This is a genomic window from Achromobacter sp. T5-5, assembly GCF_055397965.1.
The window spans coordinates 1,289,267-1,307,900 of sequence record NZ_AP027919.1 but is presented as its reverse complement, the minus strand read 5'-3'; the positions used below and the strand labels follow the sequence as shown (position 1 = coordinate 1,307,900).

Genomic DNA, 18,634 nt, shown 5'->3' with positions numbered 1-18,634 from the left:
CCTGAAAGTGAGTTAAGGTTCGGAAAAACCGAAGTTAAGGACACCCATGCTGAACTACCGCCACCTGTATTACTTCTGGATGGTCGCCAAGGAGGGCGGGTTTTCCCGAGCCGCCGAGCGCCTGGACATGGCCATCCAGACCATCAGCGCCCAGGTGCGGGAGCTGGAAAAAAACCTGGGCCACCAGCTTCTCAAGCCGGCCGGCCGGGGCGTGGCCCTCACCGACGCGGGCCAAGCCGCATTCGCGCGGGCCGAAGAGATATTCCAGATCGGGCAGGTCCTGCCGCAGGCGGTGCGCGCGGCCGCCACCAAGCCCGTCGTGCGCCTGTCGGTGGGGCTGTCGGACGGCATATCCAAGCTGGCCGCGCATGCGTTGCTGGGTCCGGTGCTGCACACGCCCGACTTGCACCTGACCTGCCACGAAGGCGAAGTCGAGGAATTGCTGGGCGAACTGGCGCAGCATCACCTGGACCTGGTGCTGGCCGGCCAGGGCGCGCCCGCCAATCCCAACCTGCGCCTGACCAGCGATCGCCTCGTGTCGTCGCCCGTCGATTGGTACGGTCCCGCCAAGCTGGTGCGCAAATCGGATACGCTGGACTTTCCCCGCTGCCTGGAACGCCTGCCGGTTCTGCTGCCGACGGGCCATTCGGTGCTGCGCCAGACGCTGGATCGCTGGTTCAGCGATCAGGGCGTCCTGCCGAACGTGGTCGGCGAATTCGAGGACAGCGCGCTGATGTCGGTGTTCGCGGCCCGCGGCCTGGGTGTCTTTCCGCTCAGCCGCCTGGGCGGCGATGATGTCGCGCTGCTGCGGGGCCTGAGGCCGCTGGCGCGCTGCGACGACGTGCACGAGGAAATCCACGCCATCCGCAACCGCCGGGGCCAGCACCACCCGCTGGTGAGGCAAATCCTCGCACAGGCCAAAGCTTCGGTTTTACCTTAATGTTTGTCACATCTACTCTGGTTTTTCAGAAATAGAATCGGCGGTATCGTGGCCGTTCTTTTTGAGTTATCGGAGTACCACATCAATGAAAAAAATCATCTGGATCGCTTTCGCCGCCCTTGCGGCGCTCTGGACCGGACTGGTGGCGCTGACGCTGCAGCTGACCGACTGGGTGCTGGCCAGCATCGCGACGGCCCAGGTTCCCGGCACCGCCATCGATACGTCGCAATGGATCCCCCCCGCCTGGGCGGCGGCATGGGTCGACCCGGCATGGCTGGCCTCGCTGCAGGCCGGTCTGGTGTGGGCCGCGCAGGGCCTGAACCAGGTGCTGCCCTTTGCCGGCAGCCTGGGCACGCTGATCACGGTGCTGGGCTGGATCTTCTGGGGCTTCATCATGGCGGGCCTGCTGGTGGTGGCGCTGATCCTGCACTGGCTGGCCGGCAAGCGTGAACGCGACGCTGCCCCGGGCCGCCAAGTGGTGTAAAAGAGGGGCAGGCATCGCGCCGCCCGGCACGCTGCCCTCACCAGGAGCGTGCCGTGCCCTTTCGATCCCCCCGTTTCCTGACCCTGCCGCTCGCGGCGCTGCTCACCAGCGCCGCGGCGGCGGCGCCGCAGACAAAGCCCATCCAGGGCGTCGACGTGTGCACGGTGACGGGCACGTCGGGGCAATACAGCGTGCGGGTGCTCAACACCGGCGACAAGACGCTATCGCACGCTGACGTGCTCGGCGTACTCCTGAATTCCAGCGGCCAGGGCGGCAAGCACGTCACCGTCAGCTTGCAGGACCTGCCGCCCGGCAGGTACAGGACGGCGGACCTGGCGGGCCATGGGGAATCGGCGGCGCTGGTCAGCGTCGCCACCTATCAAATGATCAACGGGGTGGATACGCCCCAGTATGAGCTGTACGCAGGCAAGGTCGCCCATGTGGCGCCCGGGTCGGCCCTGCAGTACACCCTGGCGCCGCTCGCCTTGCGCGGCTGGACCGTGGCCTATGGCGCGGCGCAGGCCCCCAGGCTCGAAGCCGGCAGCGCGGTGCTCCTGATCTATCCCGCCCGACCCGACAAGAAGCGGGACCTCACGCGACCCGATGCCGGACGCACGCCGGCTGACGTGGTCCCGCTCACGGCCTGCCCGGGCGCCCGCCAGCCCTGACGCCGATCAGGTGCCGCTCAGCAGGTCGCGCTCGTTCAGCAGCGCATAGACGATTTCCGGCCGGTTGTCGAAACCGCGGCGTATGGCGGCGGGCAAAGACGCCCGCGTCTTGCGGCACAGCCCGGGCAGGTCTTCAAGCTGGATCGAGATGCCACGCGAGGTCCGCACCTCGTTCTCGCTGGGCGTGATGTGGATCACGATGCCCAACTGGGCGTGGATGCGCCCCTGCATCGCGCGCAGATCGTCCAGGCTGGTGATGTTTTCCAACCGGGCCACCAGGCGCTTTTCTTCCTCCCGCGTCAGCCGCAGGACACGCAGGTCGGACGCCGGATTGGCCAGCAGCCGGTCCCGGTCGCACACACAGGCGCCGGGGGGGCATTCTTGGCGGATGGGAAACGGCAGGTTCATGGGGACGGTGCGCCAGACACGACGGCGCGGGAGGGTGCCTATCTCTGGATTCTAACCAGGATGAACGAGCGCGCGCAGGCACGCACTGCTCGCTTACCCGCAAGCGCGGGCCAGGACCGTCTCCGCCCCCGTCCCGTTACCAGTAGTAGTTCAGGCTCAACATCGCTTCGCGCTCCATGCCGCGGAACGTGTAGGTGTAGTAGCGCTTGTCGAACACGTTGTTGACGTTCAGGGCGATGCGGTAGCGCGGCGTCTCGTAGGCGATGGCCACGTCCGCCAGCGTGAACGCCGGGTTGTAGGGCGTGCTGCCGTCCGCCGCGGTGTTCAGCGGTGCCTTGCCGCGATAGCGCAGGCCGCCGCCCAGCATCAGGCCCGGCACCTGCCGCGGCCGATAATCCAGCCACAGGCTTGCCGTCTGGCGCGCGGTCTGGGTGAGCTGGCGGCCCACGTCCTGCAGCCGGTTGCTTTTGGTCGTGCGCGGGTCGATGTAGGTGTAGCCGGCCATCATGCTGAGTTCGCGCGACAGCGGGAACTTCGCCTCCAGCTCGATGCCGGTGGACCGCACCTCGCCCGTCTGCACACTGAAACGCGGATGGTCCGGATCCTGCGTCGTCACGTTGGTCTGGCGGATATCGAATACCGCTGCGGTCAGGAGCGCATCGGTGCCCGGCGGCTGATACTTCAAACCGATTTCGTACTGTTTGCCCTCGCGCGGCTTGAACGCCGTGCCGTCGAATTGCTGGCCCGTGATCGGATCGAACGCCGTCGAATAGCTGACATAGGGCGCCACACCGTTGTCAAAGAGATAGAGCACGCCGACGCTGCCCGTGGTGGCGGCGTCGTTGATCCGCGGCTGCGTGGTGCTGCTCAGTTCGGTGCGCACGAAGTCGCGCCGCAGGCTCACGTTGCCGACCCACCGGTTCCACTTGAGCTGGTTCAGCGTGTAGATGCCGGTCTGCTTCAGATCGGTTCGCGACGGATCCATTTCGGGATAGTCGATCTGCTGGCCATAGACGGGCGCGTAGATGTCCAGGTTCGGCACGTCCCATCCGAAGCCCAGCGCATCGTTTTCCTTGTAGCGCAGGTAGTCCACGCCCACCGCGAAGGTATGCTGCAGCTCGCCCCATTGGAAGTCGCGCGAGGCGCGGCTGTCCACGGCGAGCGTCTTGCCGTTCGTGCGCTGGGCCAGGCTGGCGCGCGTGACGGTGCGCCTGTCTTCCAGCAGGTCCATCGCGTAGATGTGCCGGTAGTCGATGTCGATCTCGGAATAGCGCAGGTTCTGGCGCAGGCGCCAGCCGCTGTCCGTGTCGTGCTCGAAGGCGTAGCCGATGGACTTCGTGTCGCGGTCGAAACGGTCGAAATCCGGATCGCCGGCGGTGCGGCTCAACGGCAGGTCGCCGATCTCCGGATAGGTGTAGAGATTGGGCCACCAGCTCTTGGGCGTGGCGCGCTCCTTGGAATACGTGCCCAGCACGGTCAGCCGGGTCTGGTTCGTGATGTTCCACAGGATCGACGGCGCCACGGAAATCCGGTCGTCGCGCGAGCCGTCCGTGCGGCCGTCGCTGTCGCGGCCGAGCACGTTCAGGCGATACAGCACCTTCTGGTCGGCGTCGAACGCGCCGCCCAGGTCCGCCGTGAGCTGGCGGCGGTTGTACGTGCCGTAGCTGGCGCCCACGCTGTTGACGTGATCCGCCGAGGGCCGCTTGGAAATCACGTTGATGACGCCGCCCGGCCGCCCCTGGCCGAACAGCACCGAAGCGGGCCCCTTCAGCACCTCGATGCTGTCGAGCTCTTCGATGTTGTCGTTCCACGACGCATACGTGCCCGTCGACGGCTGCTTCAGACCGTCCTTGAAATAGGCGCTGCCGTCGCTGAACCCGCGGATTACGGCTCCCGTCATCCGCGTATCGCTCGACCCCGACACCTCGGTCTGCACGCCGGGCGTGTAGGCCAGTGCGCTTTCCAGGCTGCGCGGCGCCTGGACCTTGAGCTGCTCCTGCGTCACGATCGACACCGAACGGGGCGTCTCGATCAGCGGCACATCCAGCTTGCCGCTTTGGCTGGAAAGCGCGACGAAGCTGTCCGCCGTGCCCACCGCGACGCCATGCACCGTCACGGGCTCCAGCTGGGCGGAGGCGCCGGAGGCGGTCAGCGACACATTGCGTCCGTCACGCTGAAACGCGACACCGCTGCCGGCCAGCAGCCGGCGCAGCGCGTCATCGGGCGTCAAGCGTCCCGACACCGCCGGCGCGGTGCGGCCGCGCACGGTCTCGGGCAGATAGAAAATCACCAGCGACGCTTGCTCGCCCAGCTGGATCAGCGCGTCGCCCAGCGGCTGCGCGGCAATGCTGATCTGCACGGGCGCCGTCTGCGCCACGGCCTCGTTGGGCATGGCGCCCCACGCCAACGCCAGGGAAATCGCCAGGGCGCCGCAGACGCCCTGCGCACCGCGCTTCGCGGCCTTGCGCGCCGCAGCGTGCGGCGTAACTTGCTTGTCCATCATCAGAAGAAAAATTCCAGTACAACTGCCCGCGCATTGAGCGCCCGACACCCTTGGCCAAAGGTTGCTTCCGGGGTCGATATCGGCTTGCGAGCACGGCCCCTTTCACCGGATAGACGCCGGGGGTCGGAAAAAACCGGAATGATTCTCGATAGAATATTTGAAACAAAATGCTTCAACGACGGTTCGACCGTGCTTACGCCATCATGGCGTCGGCGCCCCCCGCGCGGCGACGGCCGCTAGCGAGGCGCCAGCACCGCGCCGCCCCCGGCGGGATACAGCACGATCACGGGCGCAATGTGCGGCAGCACGTCCAGGACCGACTCGGGCTCGTCGATCGGCAACGTGCCGGCCACGCGCAGTTGCGCAAGCTTGCGGTCGTCGATCCGCAGCGGGGTGCGCAGATAGCGGTTCAGCTCTGCCACGACCTGCGACAGCGGGGTGTCGCGAAACACCAGCCGGCCTCGCTGCCAGGCCGTGATCGCCGCCACGTTTTCCTGGTGCGGCGCGGCCAACGGCGCGCCGGGCGCGTAGCGGGCGGCAAAGCCCGCCGTCAAGTGGCGCGTGGTCCTGTTCCTCCATGATCCCGCGGAAAACGCCACGCTGCCCTCGTCCACCGCCAGCGCCACGGCGTCCCCCTCGCGGCGGACATTGAAGCGCGTGCCGGTCACCCGCACCTGCGCCGCGCCCGCGTTGACCGTGAAGGGCCGCGCCGCATCGGGACTGACCGTGAACAAGGCCTCGCCCGTCAGCAGGTCGATTTCGCGCCGGTCCGTATAGAGCGCGACCTGGATCCGCGTGTCCGTATTCAGTTCCACCAATGAGCCATCGGGCAACGCGACGCGCTTGCGCTCGCCCCGCGCGGTCGCCAGCGACTGTGTGAAGCCGGCCGCCGGGGACCACAGCCGCGGGGCGATCACACCGGCGGCCAGCGTCAGGGCACACGCGGCCGACAGTCCAACGGCGAACCTGCGCCGGCTCGGCCGCGCGGGCGCGTCATCGGACCGAGCCAGGATCTCGCGCATCTCGTCTTCCGGCAGGCGGTCCGCGACGCGCCACACCGCCTGCATCGCGCGGTACTGGCGCTGGTGCTCCGGATCCGCCGCCAGCCACGTGTCAAACGCCCGCCGCTGCGCATCGTCAAGCTGCCCTAGCCGCTCGCGCGCGAACCAGTGCGCCGCCTGGTCGCGCGGCGACGCGGGCGAGCGGGATGCGTCCACGCGGGAATCAGTGCGGGGCATGATCTTGCAACCGGTCATGGATATGGGTGAGCGCGCGCTTCATGTATTTCTCGACCATGCTTTGCGTCAACCCGAGTTTCTGGGCGATTTCGGCCTGCGTGTAGCCCTCGAGCTTGTTCCAGAGGAACACCTGCTGGCATTTCAGCGGCAGTTCGGCCAGCGCCGACTTTAGCGCATCGGCCAGCTGCGCCGCCCGGATCGAGGACTCGGGATCGCCCTGCGTGGGATGCTCGGCGTCCGTCAACGCGTCCAGGCTGAGCACCTCGCGCCGGGACTGGCGGCGGAACTCGCCGTTCAGGCGGTTCTGACTGGCGCCGTACAAATACGCCTTCGGATCCAGCACGGCCGATTCGCCATTGCGCAGCATGTTGGCCACGACGTCATGCGCGGCGTCTTCGGCGTCGTGCCGGCTTGCGCTGCGCCGCGTCCACGTCCCGATCAGCCCGCGATAATGCGCGAGCCAGCCTTTTTCGGACGGCGGTGGGCGGGACATGGCAGAGGAGCAAGCGGATCGCGGGCGAAGAGGCCGGCATTATCAATCATGATTCTCATTACGGCAAATGAACCCGCCCTGCCTTTTGCCGTAAGCTCCTGCCCTTGCCCCTCATCGGCACACCCATGACATTCAAGACACCCAGATTCGCGGCGCGCGCCCTGATGGCCTTGGCGGCGTGCGTGCTGCTGGCCGCGGCGGCGCTGGCCGTAACCGGCCTTGTGGCGGGCGCGCGCAACGCCGACGTGGCCGTCGTGCTCGGCAACACCGTGCAGGCCGACGGCCAGCCCTCGCCGCGCCTGGCCGCGCGGCTGGACCGCGCCTATGACTGCTACGCCGCATCGCAATGCCGCGTGCTGTTTGTCAGTGGCGGCGTGGATCCGGCCGGAACGGACGAGGCCGCCGCCATGCGCGACTACCTGCTGGCGCGCGGCGTGCCCGCCGATCGCATCATCGTCGACAGCGCCGGCGTCGACACCTGGGCCACCGCCCGCCACGCCAGCGCCTACATGCGCGAACACGGCTACACCCGCGCGCTCGCCGTGACGCAGTACTTCCATGTGCCGCGCACGATGCTGGCGCTCAAGCGTCACGGCGTGGCCGAGGTCGGCGGCGGCTATCCGGCATTTTTCGAAGTGCGCGACCTGTATTCGATTTTCCGTGAGGTGCCCGCCGTGGCGCTGTATATTTTCCGGCCCCTGTAGCGGCGGCGCGTCCGCTTGCCAGGCCCGATCACTCCAGGACCCTTTCATCGTGCTGATCTTCCACAACCCCGTCCACGACAAACACAGCGGCCGCCACGAGATGTTCCGCGGCAAACTGGTGCCCTGCCACGAAACGCCTGCCCGGCTGGAATTCGTGCTGGACGCGCTGCGCCAGCGCGGCATTGGCCAATTGCGCGCGCCGGGCGGCCCCGACATGGATCTCATCAAGCGGGTGCATACGCCGCGCTATGTCGACTTCCTGGCAAGCGCCTGGAACGAATGGATCGCGCTGGACCCGGCCAACGCGGACCTGGACGTGCTGCCGTCGATCTGGCCCGTGCGCGGCTTTCGCCACGACGTCGAGCCCACGAACTTCGCCGCGCGTGTCGGCCTGTTCTCGTTCGATAGCGGCTGTCCCCTGACGGCCGGGACATGGGAAGCCGCCACGGCGGGCGCCGCGTGCGCCATCGACGCCGCCCGCGCCGTGTCCGCCGGCCAGGGCCTGCGCGCGGCCATGGCGCTGACCCGGCCGCCCGGCCATCACGCCGGGCCGGATTTCTTCGGCGGGTACTGCTTTCTGAACAACGCGGCGCTGGCGGCCCAGGCGCTGCGCGACGCGGGCGCGCAGCGCGTTGCCGTCGTCGATGTGGACTATCACCACGGCAACGGCACGCAGAGCATTTTCAACGCGCGCGGCGACGTGCTCACCGTATCGGTCCATGGCGATCCGACCACGGAATATCCGTTCTACCTGGGTTACGCCGACGAGCGCGGCGAAGGCGCGGGCCATCACTGCAACCTGAACCTGCCCTTGCCTGCCGGCAGCGACTTCGCGGCATGGACGGCCGCCCTGCAGCAGGGCCTGGACGCGGTGCGCGCATTCAAGCCCGATGCGCTGGTCATCGCGCTGGGCGTGGATACCTACGAAGGCGATCCGATCTCCAAGTTCAAGCTGAAAAGCGCCGACTATCTGCAGGTCGGGCACATGCTGGCCGGCCTGGGCCTGCCTGCCGTGTTCACGATGGAAGGCGGCTATGCGGTCGCCGACGTGGGCATCAACGTGGCGAACGTGCTGGAGGGGTATCTGGGGTGATGGCGGAGGGCGGTTCGGTCAATCGCGTGTTTCCAGCACCTTGTTGACGCGCAGCGCCAGCAAGGTGCACGCCACGCCCGACAACAGGTAGACGCTCACGGCCACCAGCCCGAAGCGCGCCGACAGGCCCAGCGCCACCAGCGGCGCGAACGCCGCGCCGACCAGCCAGGCCATGTCGGACGTGAGCGCCGCGCCGGTATAGCGGAAGCGGCGCGTGAAGTTCGCGGTGACCGTGCCAGACGCCTGCCCGTACGACAGGCCCAGCAATGCGAAGCCGATCAGGATGAACGCATCCTGCGCTTTGGGTCCGCCGCCCAGCAGCCAGGGCGCGACGACCGCGAACACGCCGATCAGCATGGCAAGCAGCCCGAGCGTGGTGCGCCGCCCGATGCGGTCGGCCAGCCAGCCCGATGCGATCGTGCCCAGGATGCCGATCACCGCGCCGATGATCTGCACGACCAACACATCGGAAATCTGTTGCGTGCCGCTGACAGCGATCCACGACAGCGGAAAAACAGTGACGAGGTGGAACAGCGCGTAGCTCGCCAGCGCGGCGAAGGCGCCGATGAAGAGGTTGTAGCCCTGCTGGCTGACGATCTCGCGGATGCTGATGGGCTCGAGCTCGCCTTCTTCAAGCAGTTGCGTGTATTCCTCGGTGACCACCAGCCGCAGCCGCGCGAACAGCGCCACCACGTTGATCGCGAAGGCGACGAAGAAGGGATACCGCCAGCCCCAGTCCAGGAAGTCCGCCTGCGTCAGCGTCAGGTGCAGATAGAGAAAGAGCGCGCTGGCCACCATGAAGCCGACGGGCGCGCCCAGCTGCCCCATCATCGCGTACCACCCCCGGCGATTGGGCGGCGCGTTCAGCGCCAGCAGCGACGGCAAGCCGTCCCAGGACCCGCCGAAGGCCAGCCCCTGCAGGCAACGGAACACCGCCAGCAAGGTGATGGCGTGCACGCCGATGGAGTTGTAGCCGGGCAGGAAGGCCATGCCCACGGTCGCGGTTCCCAGCACGAACAGCGCAACCGTCAGCTTGGTGGCGCGCCCGAAGCGACGCTGGATCGCCATGGACAGGGCCGTGCCGATGGGCCGCATGATGAACGCAAAGGAGAAGATGACGAAGGCCCACAGGGTGCCTTCCAGCGGCGCTTCGAAGGGAAAGAACACCTTCGGAAAAACCAGCACGCAAGCGATGCCGAAGACGAAAAAATCGAAGTATTCAGAGGCGCGTCCGACGACCACGCCGACGGCGATCTCACCGGGAGCCACCTTGGCGTGGCTGGTTCCGCCGCTGATCGCCCCAGGCCCGGGAACGGGAGCCGGCTGACCAGGATACTGCGTGGTGGTCGACATGGGTTCGCTCGCAAAAGAAGGTTGAACACGCGAAGGTTGAACACGCCTTGTCTACGATCTTGCAACACACCTGCAGCACGTTACGCCCATCACACGGCAAGCCGCAAGGCCCTTGGCCCAGGACTGCCCCGTACGCGTTCCCGTGCATACTTTTGCTCTTTTTACCCTAGATTTTTCGCGGCTTCCAGCGTAGTGTTTCGTTTACTTCCCACGGTTACGTTTCGGGGTATGGCCATGTCGTGCTTCCCAAGGCTCCGCGGATTTATCCTGATTGCCGCCCTGCCGCTGCTTGCCGGGTGCAATGCGGTCCTGCTCTCGCCATCCGGCGACGTGGCCGTGCAACAACGCAACCTGATCATCATTTCCACCGGCTTGATGCTCATCATCATCGTGCCGGTGATCATCCTGACGCTGCTGTTCGCATGGCGCTATCGCGCCAGCAACAAGGATGCCGCCTACGACCCCGACTGGAACCACTCCACCATGCTGGAGCTGCTGATTTGGGCCGCGCCGCTGTTGATCATCATTGCCCTGGGCGCGCTGACGTGGGTCAGCACGCACCAGCTCGATCCCTACCGTCCGCTGGCGCGCCTGTCCGAAGGCCGCGAGGTGCCGGCGGGCACCAAGCCCCTGGTCGTCGAAGTCGTCGCGCTGGACTGGAAGTGGCTCTTTCTGTATCCCGAGCAGGGCATTGCGGCCGTAAATGAAATGGCCGCGCCGGTCGACCGTCCCATCCAGTTCAAGATCACCTCGTCCTCGGTGATGAACTCGTTCTTCGTGCCCGCGCTGGCCGGCCAGATCTACGCGATGCCGGGCATGCAGACCACCCTGCACGCCGTCATCAATCATCCCGGCGAATACGAAGGCCTGTCGGCCAACTTCAGCGGCTCGGGCTTTTCCGGCATGCGCTTCCGGTTCCATGGCATGGACCAGAAAGGTTTCGACGACTGGGTCGCGCAGGCGCGCACGTCGTCGGCCGCGCTCAGCCGCGAGGCCTACCTGAAGCTCGAGCAACCCAGCGAGCGCAATCCCGTCCAGCATTACGCCACGGTCGCCCCGGGCCTGTTCGACGCCATCGTGAACCGCTGCGTCGAACCCAACCGCATGTGCATGCGCGACGCCATGGCCATCGACGCGCAAGGCGGCGCCGGCATCCCCGGCGCGCACAACGTCACCACGATGGATCCCCGGATGCGCGAGCGCCTGGGGCTGACGGAAACGCCGCCGCGCAAGTACGTGGGCGCCATGTGCACGGCCACCGAGGGATTGGTGCTGTAGCACGGCAGGTTTTGCGGCGCGGCACGTGGTCCATGTCAACGCGGTCTTTTTGCTGGAATCGAGATGCCTGATCAACCTGACCTCACCAAGCTGATCTTCGGGCGACTGACCTGGGACGCCATTCCCTTCCACGATCCCATCCTGCTGGGCACGTTCTTCATGGTGGCGGCGGGCGGCATCGTGGTGCTGGGCTCCGTGACCTACTACAAAAAGTGGGGCTACCTGTGGCACGAGTGGTTCACCAGCATCGACCACAAGAAGATCGGCATCATGTACGTGATCCTGGGCATCGTGATGCTGCTGCGCGGCTTTGCCGATGCCATCATGATGCGCGGGCAGCAGGCGGTGGCCTTCGGCGATTCCATGGGCTACCTGCCGCCGCATCACTACGACCAGATCTTCACGGCGCACGGCGTGATCATGATCTTCTTCGTGGCGATGCCGCTGGTCACCGGGCTGATGAATTACATCGTCCCGCTGCAGATCGGCGCGCGCGACGTCGCGTTTCCGTTCCTGAACAACTTCAGCTTCTGGATGACGACGGGCGGGGTGATCCTGGTGATGATGTCGCTGTTCGTTGGCGAGTTCGCGCGCACGGGCTGGCTGGCGTATCCCCCCTTATCGGGAATCCTGCACAGTCCGGACGTCGGGGTCGATTACTACATCTGGGCCCTGCAGATCGCGGGCGTGGGGACGCTGCTGTCGGGCGTGAACCTGCTGGTCACCATTGTGAAGATGCGCGCGCCGGGCATGACGATGATGCGCATGCCGATCTTCACCTGGACCGCGCTGTGCACCAACGTGCTGATCGTGGCCGCCTTCCCCGTGCTGACGGCGGTGCTGGCGCTGCTGACCATGGACCGCTACGTCGGCACCAACTTCTTCACGGCGGACTTCGGCGGCAACGCCATGATGTACGTGAACCTGATCTGGATCTGGGGCCACCCCGAGGTCTACATCCTGATCCTGCCGGCGTTCGGCATCTTTTCCGAAGTGGTGTCCACCTACTGCCGCAAGCGGCTGTTCGGCTACGCGTCCATGGTGTACGCCACGGTCGTCATCACCGTGCTGTCCTACCTGGTCTGGCTGCACCATTTCTTCACCATGGGATCGGGGGCCAGCGTGAACTCGTTCTTCGGGATCACGACAATGATCATCTCGATCCCCACCGGCGCCAAGATCTTCAACTGGCTGTTCACCATGTACCGCGGGCGCATCCGCTTTGAAGTCCCGATGCTGTGGACGATCGGCTTCATGGTGACCTTCGTGATCGGCGGCATGACGGGCGTGCTGCTGGCGGTGCCGCCCGCCGACTTCGCGCTGCACAACAGCCTGTTCCTCATTGCGCACTTCCACAACGTGATCATCGGCGGCGTGCTGTTCGGGCTGATGGCCGGCATCACGTACTGGTTTCCCAAGGCCTTCGGCTACAAGCTCGATCCGTTCTGGGGCAAGTGCTCGTTCTGGTTCTGGCTGGTGGGCTTTTACGTCGCCTTCATGCCGCTGTATGTGCTGGGCTTGATGGGCGTGACGCGCCGCGTGAATCACTTCGAGGACATGTCGCTGCAGATCTGGTTCCAGATCGCGGCCTTCGGCGCGCTGCTGATCGCCTGCGGCATCGCCAGCTTCATCATCCAGCTGGTGGTGAGCTACCGCCGCCGCGAGGAACTGCGCGACACCACGGGCGATCCCTGGGACGGCCGCACGCTGGAATGGTCCACCTCGTCGCCGCCGCCCGTCTATAACTTCGCGTTCACGCCGCGGGTGCATGACCTGGACGCGTGGTGGCAGATGAAGCAGCACGGCTACCAGCGCCCGCAACAGGGCTTCATCCCGATCCACATGCCGAAGAACACCTGGGCGGGCATCGTGCTGGCGGGGATCAGCGTGGTCATGGGCTTTGCGCTGATCTGGCACATGTGGCCGCTCGTCGTGCTGTCCTTCGCGGCGCTGATCCTGGTGTCGATCATCCATACCTTCAACTACAAGCGCGACTACTACGTGCCGACCGAACAGGTCGTCGCCACGGAAGACGCCCGCACGAGGCTGCTAGCGCAACATGTCTGATACCCTCGCCCACACCCTGCCCGGCGGCGCGGCGCCGGCCGCCCAGGAACCCGTCTTTTACGTTCCCGGCGAACATCATCCCAAGAACGGCACGCTGCTCGGGTTCTGGATCTACCTGATGAGCGACTGCCTCATCTTCGCCTGCCTGTTCGCGGTCTACGGCGTGCTGGGCCGCAGCTTCGCCGCGGGCCCTTCCGGCGCAGACCTGTTCGACCTGCCGCTGGTGGCGGTGAACACGACGCTGCTGCTGCTGTCGTCCATCACGTATGGCTTTGCCATGCTGGAGATGCGGCGCAACCGCATCGGCGCGACGCAGGGATGGCTGGCGGTGACGGGCATCCTGGGCCTGGGCTTCCTGTCGCTGGAACTGTACGAGTTCTGGCACCTGATCCACCAGGGCGCCGGCCCGCAGCGCAGCGCCTTCCTGTCGGCCTTCTTCACGCTGGTCGGCACCCACGGGCTGCACGTCACCTTCGGCATCGTCTGGCTGGTGACGATGATGCTGCAGGTGCGCATGCATGGCCTGATCCCCGAAAACCGCCGCCGCCTGATGTGCCTGTCGATGTTCTGGCACTTCCTGGACCTGATCTGGGTGGGCGTGTTCACCTTCGTGTATCTGATGGGAGTGCTGCCATGACGTCGCACATGGATAACCTGGCCGACACCGGCCACGGCGGCCATCACGGCCATGGCGGACACGACGACCTCCACGACGACGACGGCGCCGCCCACGGCACCCTCAAGAGCTACCTGACCGGCTTCGTGTTGGCGGCCATCCTGACCGCGATTCCCTTCTGGCTGGTCATGGACCGCGTCATCGACAGCTCGCGCGTCACGGGCCTGGTGATCCTGGCCTTCGCCGTCGTGCAGATCGTGGTCCACATCGTCTACTTCCTGCACATGGACACCAAGTCCGAAAGCGGCTGGAACATGTTGGCGTTAATATTCACGTTGGTGCTGGTCGTCATTACGCTCAGCGGATCCATCTGGATCATGTATCACCTGAACTCCAACATGATGCCCATGTCCACGCATGACATGCGCAAGATGCCCTGATGGCAGCAGTCAAAGACATTTCTTCACGCGACACCTCCCGTAATCCGCGCAGCAAGGCAACCCTGGTCATCCTGGGGTTGCTGGCTGCCGCCGTCTTCGCCGGGCTGTGCGCCCTGGGCACCTGGCAGGTGCACCGGCTGGCCTGGAAGCGCGCGCTGATCGCGCAGGTGGATGAGCGGGCCCATGCGCCGGCCACGCCCGCGCCCGGCAAAAGCGAATGGGCCCAGCTCACGCGCGACAACGCCGAGTACCGCCCCGTTTCCGCGTCCGGCACCTTCAATTTCGACCAGCAGACGCTGGTGCAGGCCGCGACCGAACTGGGCAGCGGCTACTGGGTCATGACGCCGCTGCAGTTGGCGGACGGCAGCACGGTGCTGGTCAACCGCGGCTTCGTGCTGCCGGCCTGGCGCAAAAGCCAGGCCCAGATCGCGCAGCCGCCCGCGCAGGCCCAGGTCACGGGGTTCCTGCGCATGGGCGAACCGGGCAGCGGCTTCCTGCGCAACAACGACCCCGACGCAAACCTCTGGTATTCGCGCGATCTTCCGGCCATCGCCGCGGCCCGCGGCCTGACCGACGTGGCGCCCTACTTCATCGACGCGGACGCGGCTTCCAGTCCTGGCAAGGACCCGGCCCAGGCGCCGGTCGGCGGCCTGACGGTGATCAGCTTTCCGAACAACCATCTGGTCTATGCCATCACCTGGTATGCGCTGGCGTTGATGGTGATCGTCGGGGTGGTGGTCTTCGTGCGCGAGGAGCGGCGCGCGCGCAGGTCCTGACCCGCGGTTCCAGGCAAAAAAAAAACGGCGCCCGTTCATCGAGGCGCCGTTTTTTTGGTTCATTGAGCATTACCTGGGCCGGCGGCGGCTCACCGTTGCGGCCACGCGATGCTGCCCGGTTCCGGGCACACCCACGAGCCGTGCAGCCGTTCGCGGATCTGGGCCAGGCTCTGCTCGACCAGCAACGCGCCGTCGCGGAACACCGGCGCCAGCGCCCCGCCCGCCGCCTGCTCCGGCGTCTGCTGGTCGCGCAGCACGTAGCCGTCGGCCGTCTCGTCGACCCGCAGCAGCCCCTTGGCCGACTTCTTCACGCCGGAATCCGTGACCGGATCCTTCACCAGCTCCTGCGGCTCGCCATCGACCTCGGCATAGGTCGCCTTCAGCGCCCAGCCGAACGTGTCGCGCGTCAGGTACTGGTAGGTGTAGGAGCCGATGCCCAGCACCACGTTGCCCGAGGCGAAACCCTTGCGTTCCAGGCGGACCAGGATGTCGCGCGCCCGGGTCAGCGTGATCGAATCGCCGTAGATCAGGCCGACCCGCGGGTTCAGGAGCTTGTAGCCCTTGTCGGTTTCCTCGCCGCCGAACGTATCCCACGGGCATTGCACCGCGCCCTTCACCTCCGCCGGGCGCAAGGTCTGCTGCGCGCTCGCGTCGTCGGCCAGCAGCCAATACGTACCCGTGGCCGTGTCGCGCACGGTCTCGTAACCGTCGGCCCGCGCCTGCCGCAAGGCGGCGCGATCTTCCACGCTGGCCACGTCCGTGCAGAAATAGCCCGTCAGGATCTTCACGGGATCGCCGGAGTCCGGACGGAACACGACCTTGGCGTTGCCCAGCGCATCCGGCTGGCGGGCCAGGATCTCGGACTTGAGGGCCGCGGCGAAGTCGGTCACGACCTGCCAGAAGTCCCAGGTGTCCGACACCACCGACACGATGCCGGCCGGATAGACCTGCGTGACGAGGCGGCGGATGGTTTCGATCTCCCCCTCCTTGCTGCCCAGGCACATCACAGAGTGTTCGGTCGCGGGCACGGAACCGCCGATGAGCTCGCGATCGGAATCCGCGTTGTAGACGTCTTCCAGGTAGTCGATGGCCGGGATGGTGTCGGTGCCGGTGAACGACAGCAAGTGGCCCGCGCCGCACTTGCGCGCATCGTACAGGCCCGCCATGCCGCGCATCGAGAAGTCGTGGCCCTGCCAATCCACGAACGCCATCGGGCTGCCGGTCAGCCGCGCGAAATACGTCAGCAGCTTGCGGTATTCGAAGGCGATGGTGGCCACCGTCGACGGCTTCCAGGATTCGCAGCTGAACAGGGTCTCGATATAGGTCACCAGCCAGGCGAACTCCGGCCGGGTGTTGATGAAGGTGACCGGCGGCACGCGGATGTCGACGCGTGCGCCCTCGGGCACCGAGCGGATTTCCAGCGGCAGGTAGCCCAGCTCATGCAGGGCCTGCAGGTGGTCCACCGTGACCGCGCCCTTGCCCAGCGCGTTGTCCACGCGCCGCTGGTACTGGCGCACCGCGGTGCTGGCGGGCTTGGCGAAGAATTCGCGGTCGAACAGGCCGATCAGGATTTCCTTGATGAAGCCCTGCAGGCCGAACCAGACGATCTTGTCGTCGAACAGTTCGGGCAGCACCGGCGCCAGGCGCGCCGAGCGCGGCGTGAAATTGGCCAGGATCTTGTTGGTGCCCTTGGGGTACTGGAAGGGGTGGCCGGTCTTGTAGAAGTCGGCCTGCAGAAAGGGATTCAGGCCGTTTTTGAGACCGCGGGCCGGGGTGTCGGGAGCATTCATGGCGATTTCCTTCTTGTTTCAGTTGACCCGCACGGCGGCGGGGCCGGACGCGGCGCCTTCGGTGGCCGTCCAGTCATACGCGGTGAAGATTTCGGCATAGCGGGATTTCAGTTCCGCCAGGCCCTTGCTGAAGATGCCGTGCGTGACGTACAGGTAGAGCGGCTGGCGGGTCCGGTCGCGCAGGGCGGCGGCCAGTTCCAGGAAGGTGCGGCCGCCGTCGCAGATGTCATCGACCACCAGCACCGGCTGGGCCGGGATATCGTCGGGCACGCGGGTTTCAGTGATGCGGCCGGTCAGCGGATCGCGGACTTTTTCCGCGTAGCGCACGTCCGCCACGCCCAGCGCCTTGGCCAGCGCCTGCACGCGCTTGCGGGCGCCGGCGTCCGGAGCCATCAGCGTGACGCCCTGGGCAAAGGCCGGCGCGGCCAGCGCCTTTTTCAGGAAGGCGGCGGCGTCGACGACGCGCACCCGTTGCAGCAGCGCCGGCGTGACGTCGCTGTGCGGCTCCACGATGGTGACGGTGGCGTACTGCTGGTCGTTGATCAGCTTGCAGAACACCGCGGCGCCCAGGGCTTCGCCCGGGTTGCACACGCGGTCCTGGCGGGCGTAGGGCACGTAGGGCATGTCCAGGTGCACCGGCGCCGCGGGGTTCAGGCGGCGCAGCGCATCGGTCAGCAACAGGAGCTGCATGACGTCGTCGGCCGACTTCAGCAGGGCATGGATGCGGAATTCGCGCGCGGCGTCTGCCTGCGCGCGCAGGCCGGCGGGCACGGTGACCTGCATTTCGCCGCCCGGAAATTTGAACGCGGCCGGCGTACCGGTCTGGCCCTGTCCTTCGATTACCGCTGTGATGCTGAACATGATCGTCCCTTAGTGGCATTTCAAAACTAAGTGACGCCAGTATAGGCCTACTTATTGTATTTATGCAACTATGTGGAAAACAGGATTAGCCGACGCTGCGGTCGAAAAACGTGAAGTCCTTCAGCCGGTACAGCCGGGCCGGCCGCTGCGCGCCCCCGACGTGTTCGTCGGTGGCCTCCAGCGCCCCCCAGGCTTCCATCTTGCGGCGGAAGTTGGACTTTTCCAGGCGGGTCCGCAGGATGGCTTCGTAGGTGTGCTGCAGTTGCGTGAGCGTGAAGCGCTCGGGCAGCAGAAAGAACGGCAGCGTCGAATACGTGGACTTGCTGCGCAGGCGCGCGACGGCCGCCCCCACGATATTGGCGTGATCGAACGCCAGGGGCGGCAAGGCGTCCACGCTGACGAAGCGGAATTCCGCGCGCGTGGCCGCGGCCAGTTCGGCGGCGGGCACCAGGGCCACATAGGCCACCGACAGCGACCACTGCCGCGGATCGCGGTCGGGGCCGGAAAACACCTGCAGCTGTTCCAGGTAGCGCGGCTCGAATCCGGTCTTGTCGCGCAGCACGCGCCGGATGCTGTCTTCGGTGGACGCGTCCTCGTCGGCGTGCACCACCCCGCCTGGCAGGGCCATGGCGTCGCGGCACGGTTCGCGGTCGCGCCGGTGCAGCGCGACTTCCAGGCCGGAATCGCGCAGGGTGAGCAGGACGGCGTCGACGGTGACGAGCGGCTGAGGAAAGTCCAACGGTCGGGTTCCAGGAGTGAGCTTCTGGGCAAGATGCCACTATGACGCCGGACGGTCAAATCGGCGCGTGCCGCCGGGGCGCTTGACGGCGGAATACGTCCCCGAAAATTGACTGAAATTATCTATAGATTGCCGCCTGATAACGGCAAATAACGCATTGTTCTACACTATGGCCCGAGGAAC

18 protein-coding genes are annotated in these 18,634 nt (G+C 66.3%); 10 read left to right on the top strand and 8 right to left on the bottom strand.

What is annotated here, in order from left to right; genetic code table 11:
- Window positions 1-46: 46 nt before the first annotated feature.
- The 3 genes from ACZ50Q_RS05830 to ACZ50Q_RS05820 all read left to right on the top strand — a co-directional run bounded on the left by ACZ50Q_RS05830 (window position 47) and on the right by ACZ50Q_RS05820 (window position 2,092).
- Window positions 47-940, top strand: coding sequence for a LysR family transcriptional regulator (locus tag ACZ50Q_RS05830; RefSeq protein ID WP_076516375.1), 894 nt, complete (start codon window positions 47-49; stop codon window positions 938-940).
- Window positions 941-1,025: 85 nt separating this feature from the next.
- A complete protein-coding gene (locus ACZ50Q_RS05825; protein ID WP_092580703.1) occupies window positions 1,026-1,424 on the top strand; it encodes a hypothetical protein in 399 nt (132 codons plus the stop codon).
- Window positions 1,425-1,477: 53 nt separating this feature from the next.
- A complete protein-coding gene (locus tag ACZ50Q_RS05820) occupies window positions 1,478-2,092 on the top strand; it encodes a hypothetical protein (protein ID WP_464080866.1) in 615 nt (204 codons plus the stop codon).
- Between the two features lie 6 nt (window positions 2,093-2,098).
- On the opposite strand, the gene ACZ50Q_RS05815 is transcribed toward ACZ50Q_RS05820, so the two are convergent.
- The 4 genes from ACZ50Q_RS05815 to ACZ50Q_RS05800 form a co-directional block, all read right to left on the bottom strand.
- Window positions 2,099-2,500 (bottom strand): hypothetical protein, encoded by a 402-nt coding sequence (locus tag ACZ50Q_RS05815; RefSeq protein WP_464080865.1) that lies wholly within the window; start codon window positions 2,498-2,500, stop codon window positions 2,099-2,101.
- 136 nt (window positions 2,501-2,636) lie between these two features.
- Window positions 2,637-5,003: a TonB-dependent siderophore receptor gene (locus ACZ50Q_RS05810; RefSeq protein ID WP_464080864.1), complete on the bottom strand. Its 2,367-nt coding sequence runs from the start codon at window positions 5,001-5,003 to the stop codon at window positions 2,637-2,639.
- A 236-nt stretch (window positions 5,004-5,239) separates the two neighbouring features.
- Window positions 5,240-6,220, bottom strand: coding sequence for a FecR family protein (locus tag ACZ50Q_RS05805; protein WP_464080863.1), 981 nt, complete (start codon window positions 6,218-6,220; stop codon window positions 5,240-5,242).
- Between the two features lie 7 nt (window positions 6,221-6,227).
- Window positions 6,228-6,734, bottom strand: a complete 507-nt coding sequence (locus ACZ50Q_RS05800; protein WP_076516384.1) for an RNA polymerase sigma factor — start codon at window positions 6,732-6,734, stop codon at window positions 6,228-6,230.
- Between the two features lie 125 nt (window positions 6,735-6,859).
- Between ACZ50Q_RS05800 and ACZ50Q_RS05795 the strand changes: the two genes are divergently transcribed.
- The gene (locus ACZ50Q_RS05795; protein ID WP_464080862.1) at window positions 6,860-7,438 is read left to right on the top strand and encodes a YdcF family protein; all 579 of its coding nucleotides are present in this window, start codon (window positions 6,860-6,862) and stop codon (window positions 7,436-7,438) included.
- Window positions 7,439-7,487: 49 nt separating this feature from the next.
- Window positions 7,488-8,531 carry a histone deacetylase family protein gene (locus tag ACZ50Q_RS05790; RefSeq protein ID WP_464080861.1) on the top strand — a complete coding sequence of 348 codons (1,044 nt, stop codon included), beginning with the start codon at window positions 7,488-7,490 and terminating at the stop codon, window positions 8,529-8,531.
- Window positions 8,532-8,549: 18 nt separating this feature from the next.
- Here the strand turns inward: ACZ50Q_RS05790 and ACZ50Q_RS05785 are convergent, their stop codons facing one another.
- Window positions 8,550-9,884, bottom strand: a complete 1,335-nt coding sequence (locus tag ACZ50Q_RS05785; RefSeq protein WP_464080860.1) for an MFS transporter — start codon at window positions 9,882-9,884, stop codon at window positions 8,550-8,552.
- A 234-nt stretch (window positions 9,885-10,118) separates the two neighbouring features.
- On the opposite strand from ACZ50Q_RS05785, the gene cyoA reads away from it, so the two are divergent.
- The 5 genes from cyoA to ACZ50Q_RS05760 all read left to right on the top strand — a co-directional run bounded on the left by cyoA (window position 10,119) and on the right by ACZ50Q_RS05760 (window position 15,061).
- Complete coding sequence (gene cyoA, locus ACZ50Q_RS05780; RefSeq protein ID WP_076521784.1) at window positions 10,119-11,162, top strand: ubiquinol oxidase subunit II; 1,044 nt, start codon at window positions 10,119-10,121, stop codon at window positions 11,160-11,162.
- 63 nt (window positions 11,163-11,225) lie between these two features.
- Window positions 11,226-13,229: a cytochrome o ubiquinol oxidase subunit I gene (cyoB, locus tag ACZ50Q_RS05775; protein ID WP_092580691.1), complete on the top strand. Its 2,004-nt coding sequence runs from the start codon at window positions 11,226-11,228 to the stop codon at window positions 13,227-13,229.
- Window positions 13,222-13,866: a cytochrome o ubiquinol oxidase subunit III gene (gene cyoC / locus ACZ50Q_RS05770; RefSeq protein ID WP_076516393.1), complete on the top strand. Its 645-nt coding sequence runs from the start codon at window positions 13,222-13,224 to the stop codon at window positions 13,864-13,866. The genes cyoB and cyoC overlap by 8 nt, the downstream gene beginning before the upstream one ends.
- On the top strand, window positions 13,863-14,285 hold the full coding sequence (gene cyoD, locus ACZ50Q_RS05765) for a cytochrome o ubiquinol oxidase subunit IV (protein WP_464080859.1): 423 nt from the start codon (window positions 13,863-13,865) through the stop codon (window positions 14,283-14,285). Before cyoC ends, cyoD begins: the two co-directional genes overlap by 4 nt.
- Window positions 14,285-15,061, top strand: coding sequence for an SURF1 family protein (locus tag ACZ50Q_RS05760; RefSeq protein WP_464080858.1), 777 nt, complete (start codon window positions 14,285-14,287; stop codon window positions 15,059-15,061). Before cyoD ends, ACZ50Q_RS05760 begins: the two co-directional genes overlap by 1 nt.
- An 89-nt stretch (window positions 15,062-15,150) precedes the next feature.
- On the opposite strand, the gene ACZ50Q_RS05755 is transcribed toward ACZ50Q_RS05760, so the two are convergent.
- From ACZ50Q_RS05755 to ACZ50Q_RS05745, 3 genes are all read right to left on the bottom strand, one after another.
- Window positions 15,151-16,851: a nicotinate phosphoribosyltransferase gene (locus ACZ50Q_RS05755; protein WP_464080857.1), complete on the bottom strand. Its 1,701-nt coding sequence runs from the start codon at window positions 16,849-16,851 to the stop codon at window positions 15,151-15,153.
- A gap of 18 nt (window positions 16,852-16,869) precedes the next feature.
- On the bottom strand, window positions 16,870-17,712 hold the full coding sequence (gene prs, locus ACZ50Q_RS05750; RefSeq protein ID WP_092580685.1) for a ribose-phosphate diphosphokinase: 843 nt from the start codon (window positions 17,710-17,712) through the stop codon (window positions 16,870-16,872).
- Window positions 17,713-17,797: 85 nt separating this feature from the next.
- Complete coding sequence (locus ACZ50Q_RS05745; RefSeq protein WP_464080856.1) at window positions 17,798-18,451, bottom strand: NUDIX hydrolase; 654 nt, start codon at window positions 18,449-18,451, stop codon at window positions 17,798-17,800.
- Between the last annotated feature and the right edge of the window lie 183 nt (window positions 18,452-18,634).

Bases quoted from the DNA above. Each gene is read 5' to 3' on its own strand.
- cyoA (WP_076521784.1), top strand. From the start codon at position 10,119: ATGTCGTGCTTCCCAAGGCTCCGCGGATTTATCCTGATTGCCGCCCTG.
- ACZ50Q_RS05755 (WP_464080857.1), bottom strand. From the start codon at position 16,851: ATGAATGCTCCCGACACCCCGGCCCGCGGTCTCAAAAACGGCCTGAAT.
- cyoD (WP_464080859.1), top strand. From the start codon at position 13,863: ATGACGTCGCACATGGATAACCTGGCCGACACCGGCCACGGCGGCCAT.
- ACZ50Q_RS05760 (WP_464080858.1), top strand. From the start codon at position 14,285: ATGGCAGCAGTCAAAGACATTTCTTCACGCGACACCTCCCGTAATCCG.
- ACZ50Q_RS05830 (WP_076516375.1), top strand. From the start codon at position 47: ATGCTGAACTACCGCCACCTGTATTACTTCTGGATGGTCGCCAAGGAG.
- ACZ50Q_RS05810 (WP_464080864.1), bottom strand. From the start codon at position 5,003: ATGATGGACAAGCAAGTTACGCCGCACGCTGCGGCGCGCAAGGCCGCG.
- cyoC (WP_076516393.1), top strand. From the start codon at position 13,222: ATGTCTGATACCCTCGCCCACACCCTGCCCGGCGGCGCGGCGCCGGCC.
- prs (WP_092580685.1), bottom strand. From the start codon at position 17,712: ATGTTCAGCATCACAGCGGTAATCGAAGGACAGGGCCAGACCGGTACG.
- ACZ50Q_RS05825 (WP_092580703.1), top strand. From the start codon at position 1,026: ATGAAAAAAATCATCTGGATCGCTTTCGCCGCCCTTGCGGCGCTCTGG.
- ACZ50Q_RS05815 (WP_464080865.1), bottom strand. From the start codon at position 2,500: ATGAACCTGCCGTTTCCCATCCGCCAAGAATGCCCCCCCGGCGCCTGT.
- ACZ50Q_RS05785 (WP_464080860.1), bottom strand. From the start codon at position 9,884: ATGTCGACCACCACGCAGTATCCTGGTCAGCCGGCTCCCGTTCCCGGG.
- cyoB (WP_092580691.1), top strand. From the start codon at position 11,226: ATGCCTGATCAACCTGACCTCACCAAGCTGATCTTCGGGCGACTGACC.
- ACZ50Q_RS05795 (WP_464080862.1), top strand. From the start codon at position 6,860: ATGACATTCAAGACACCCAGATTCGCGGCGCGCGCCCTGATGGCCTTG.
- ACZ50Q_RS05800 (WP_076516384.1), bottom strand. From the start codon at position 6,734: ATGTCCCGCCCACCGCCGTCCGAAAAAGGCTGGCTCGCGCATTATCGC.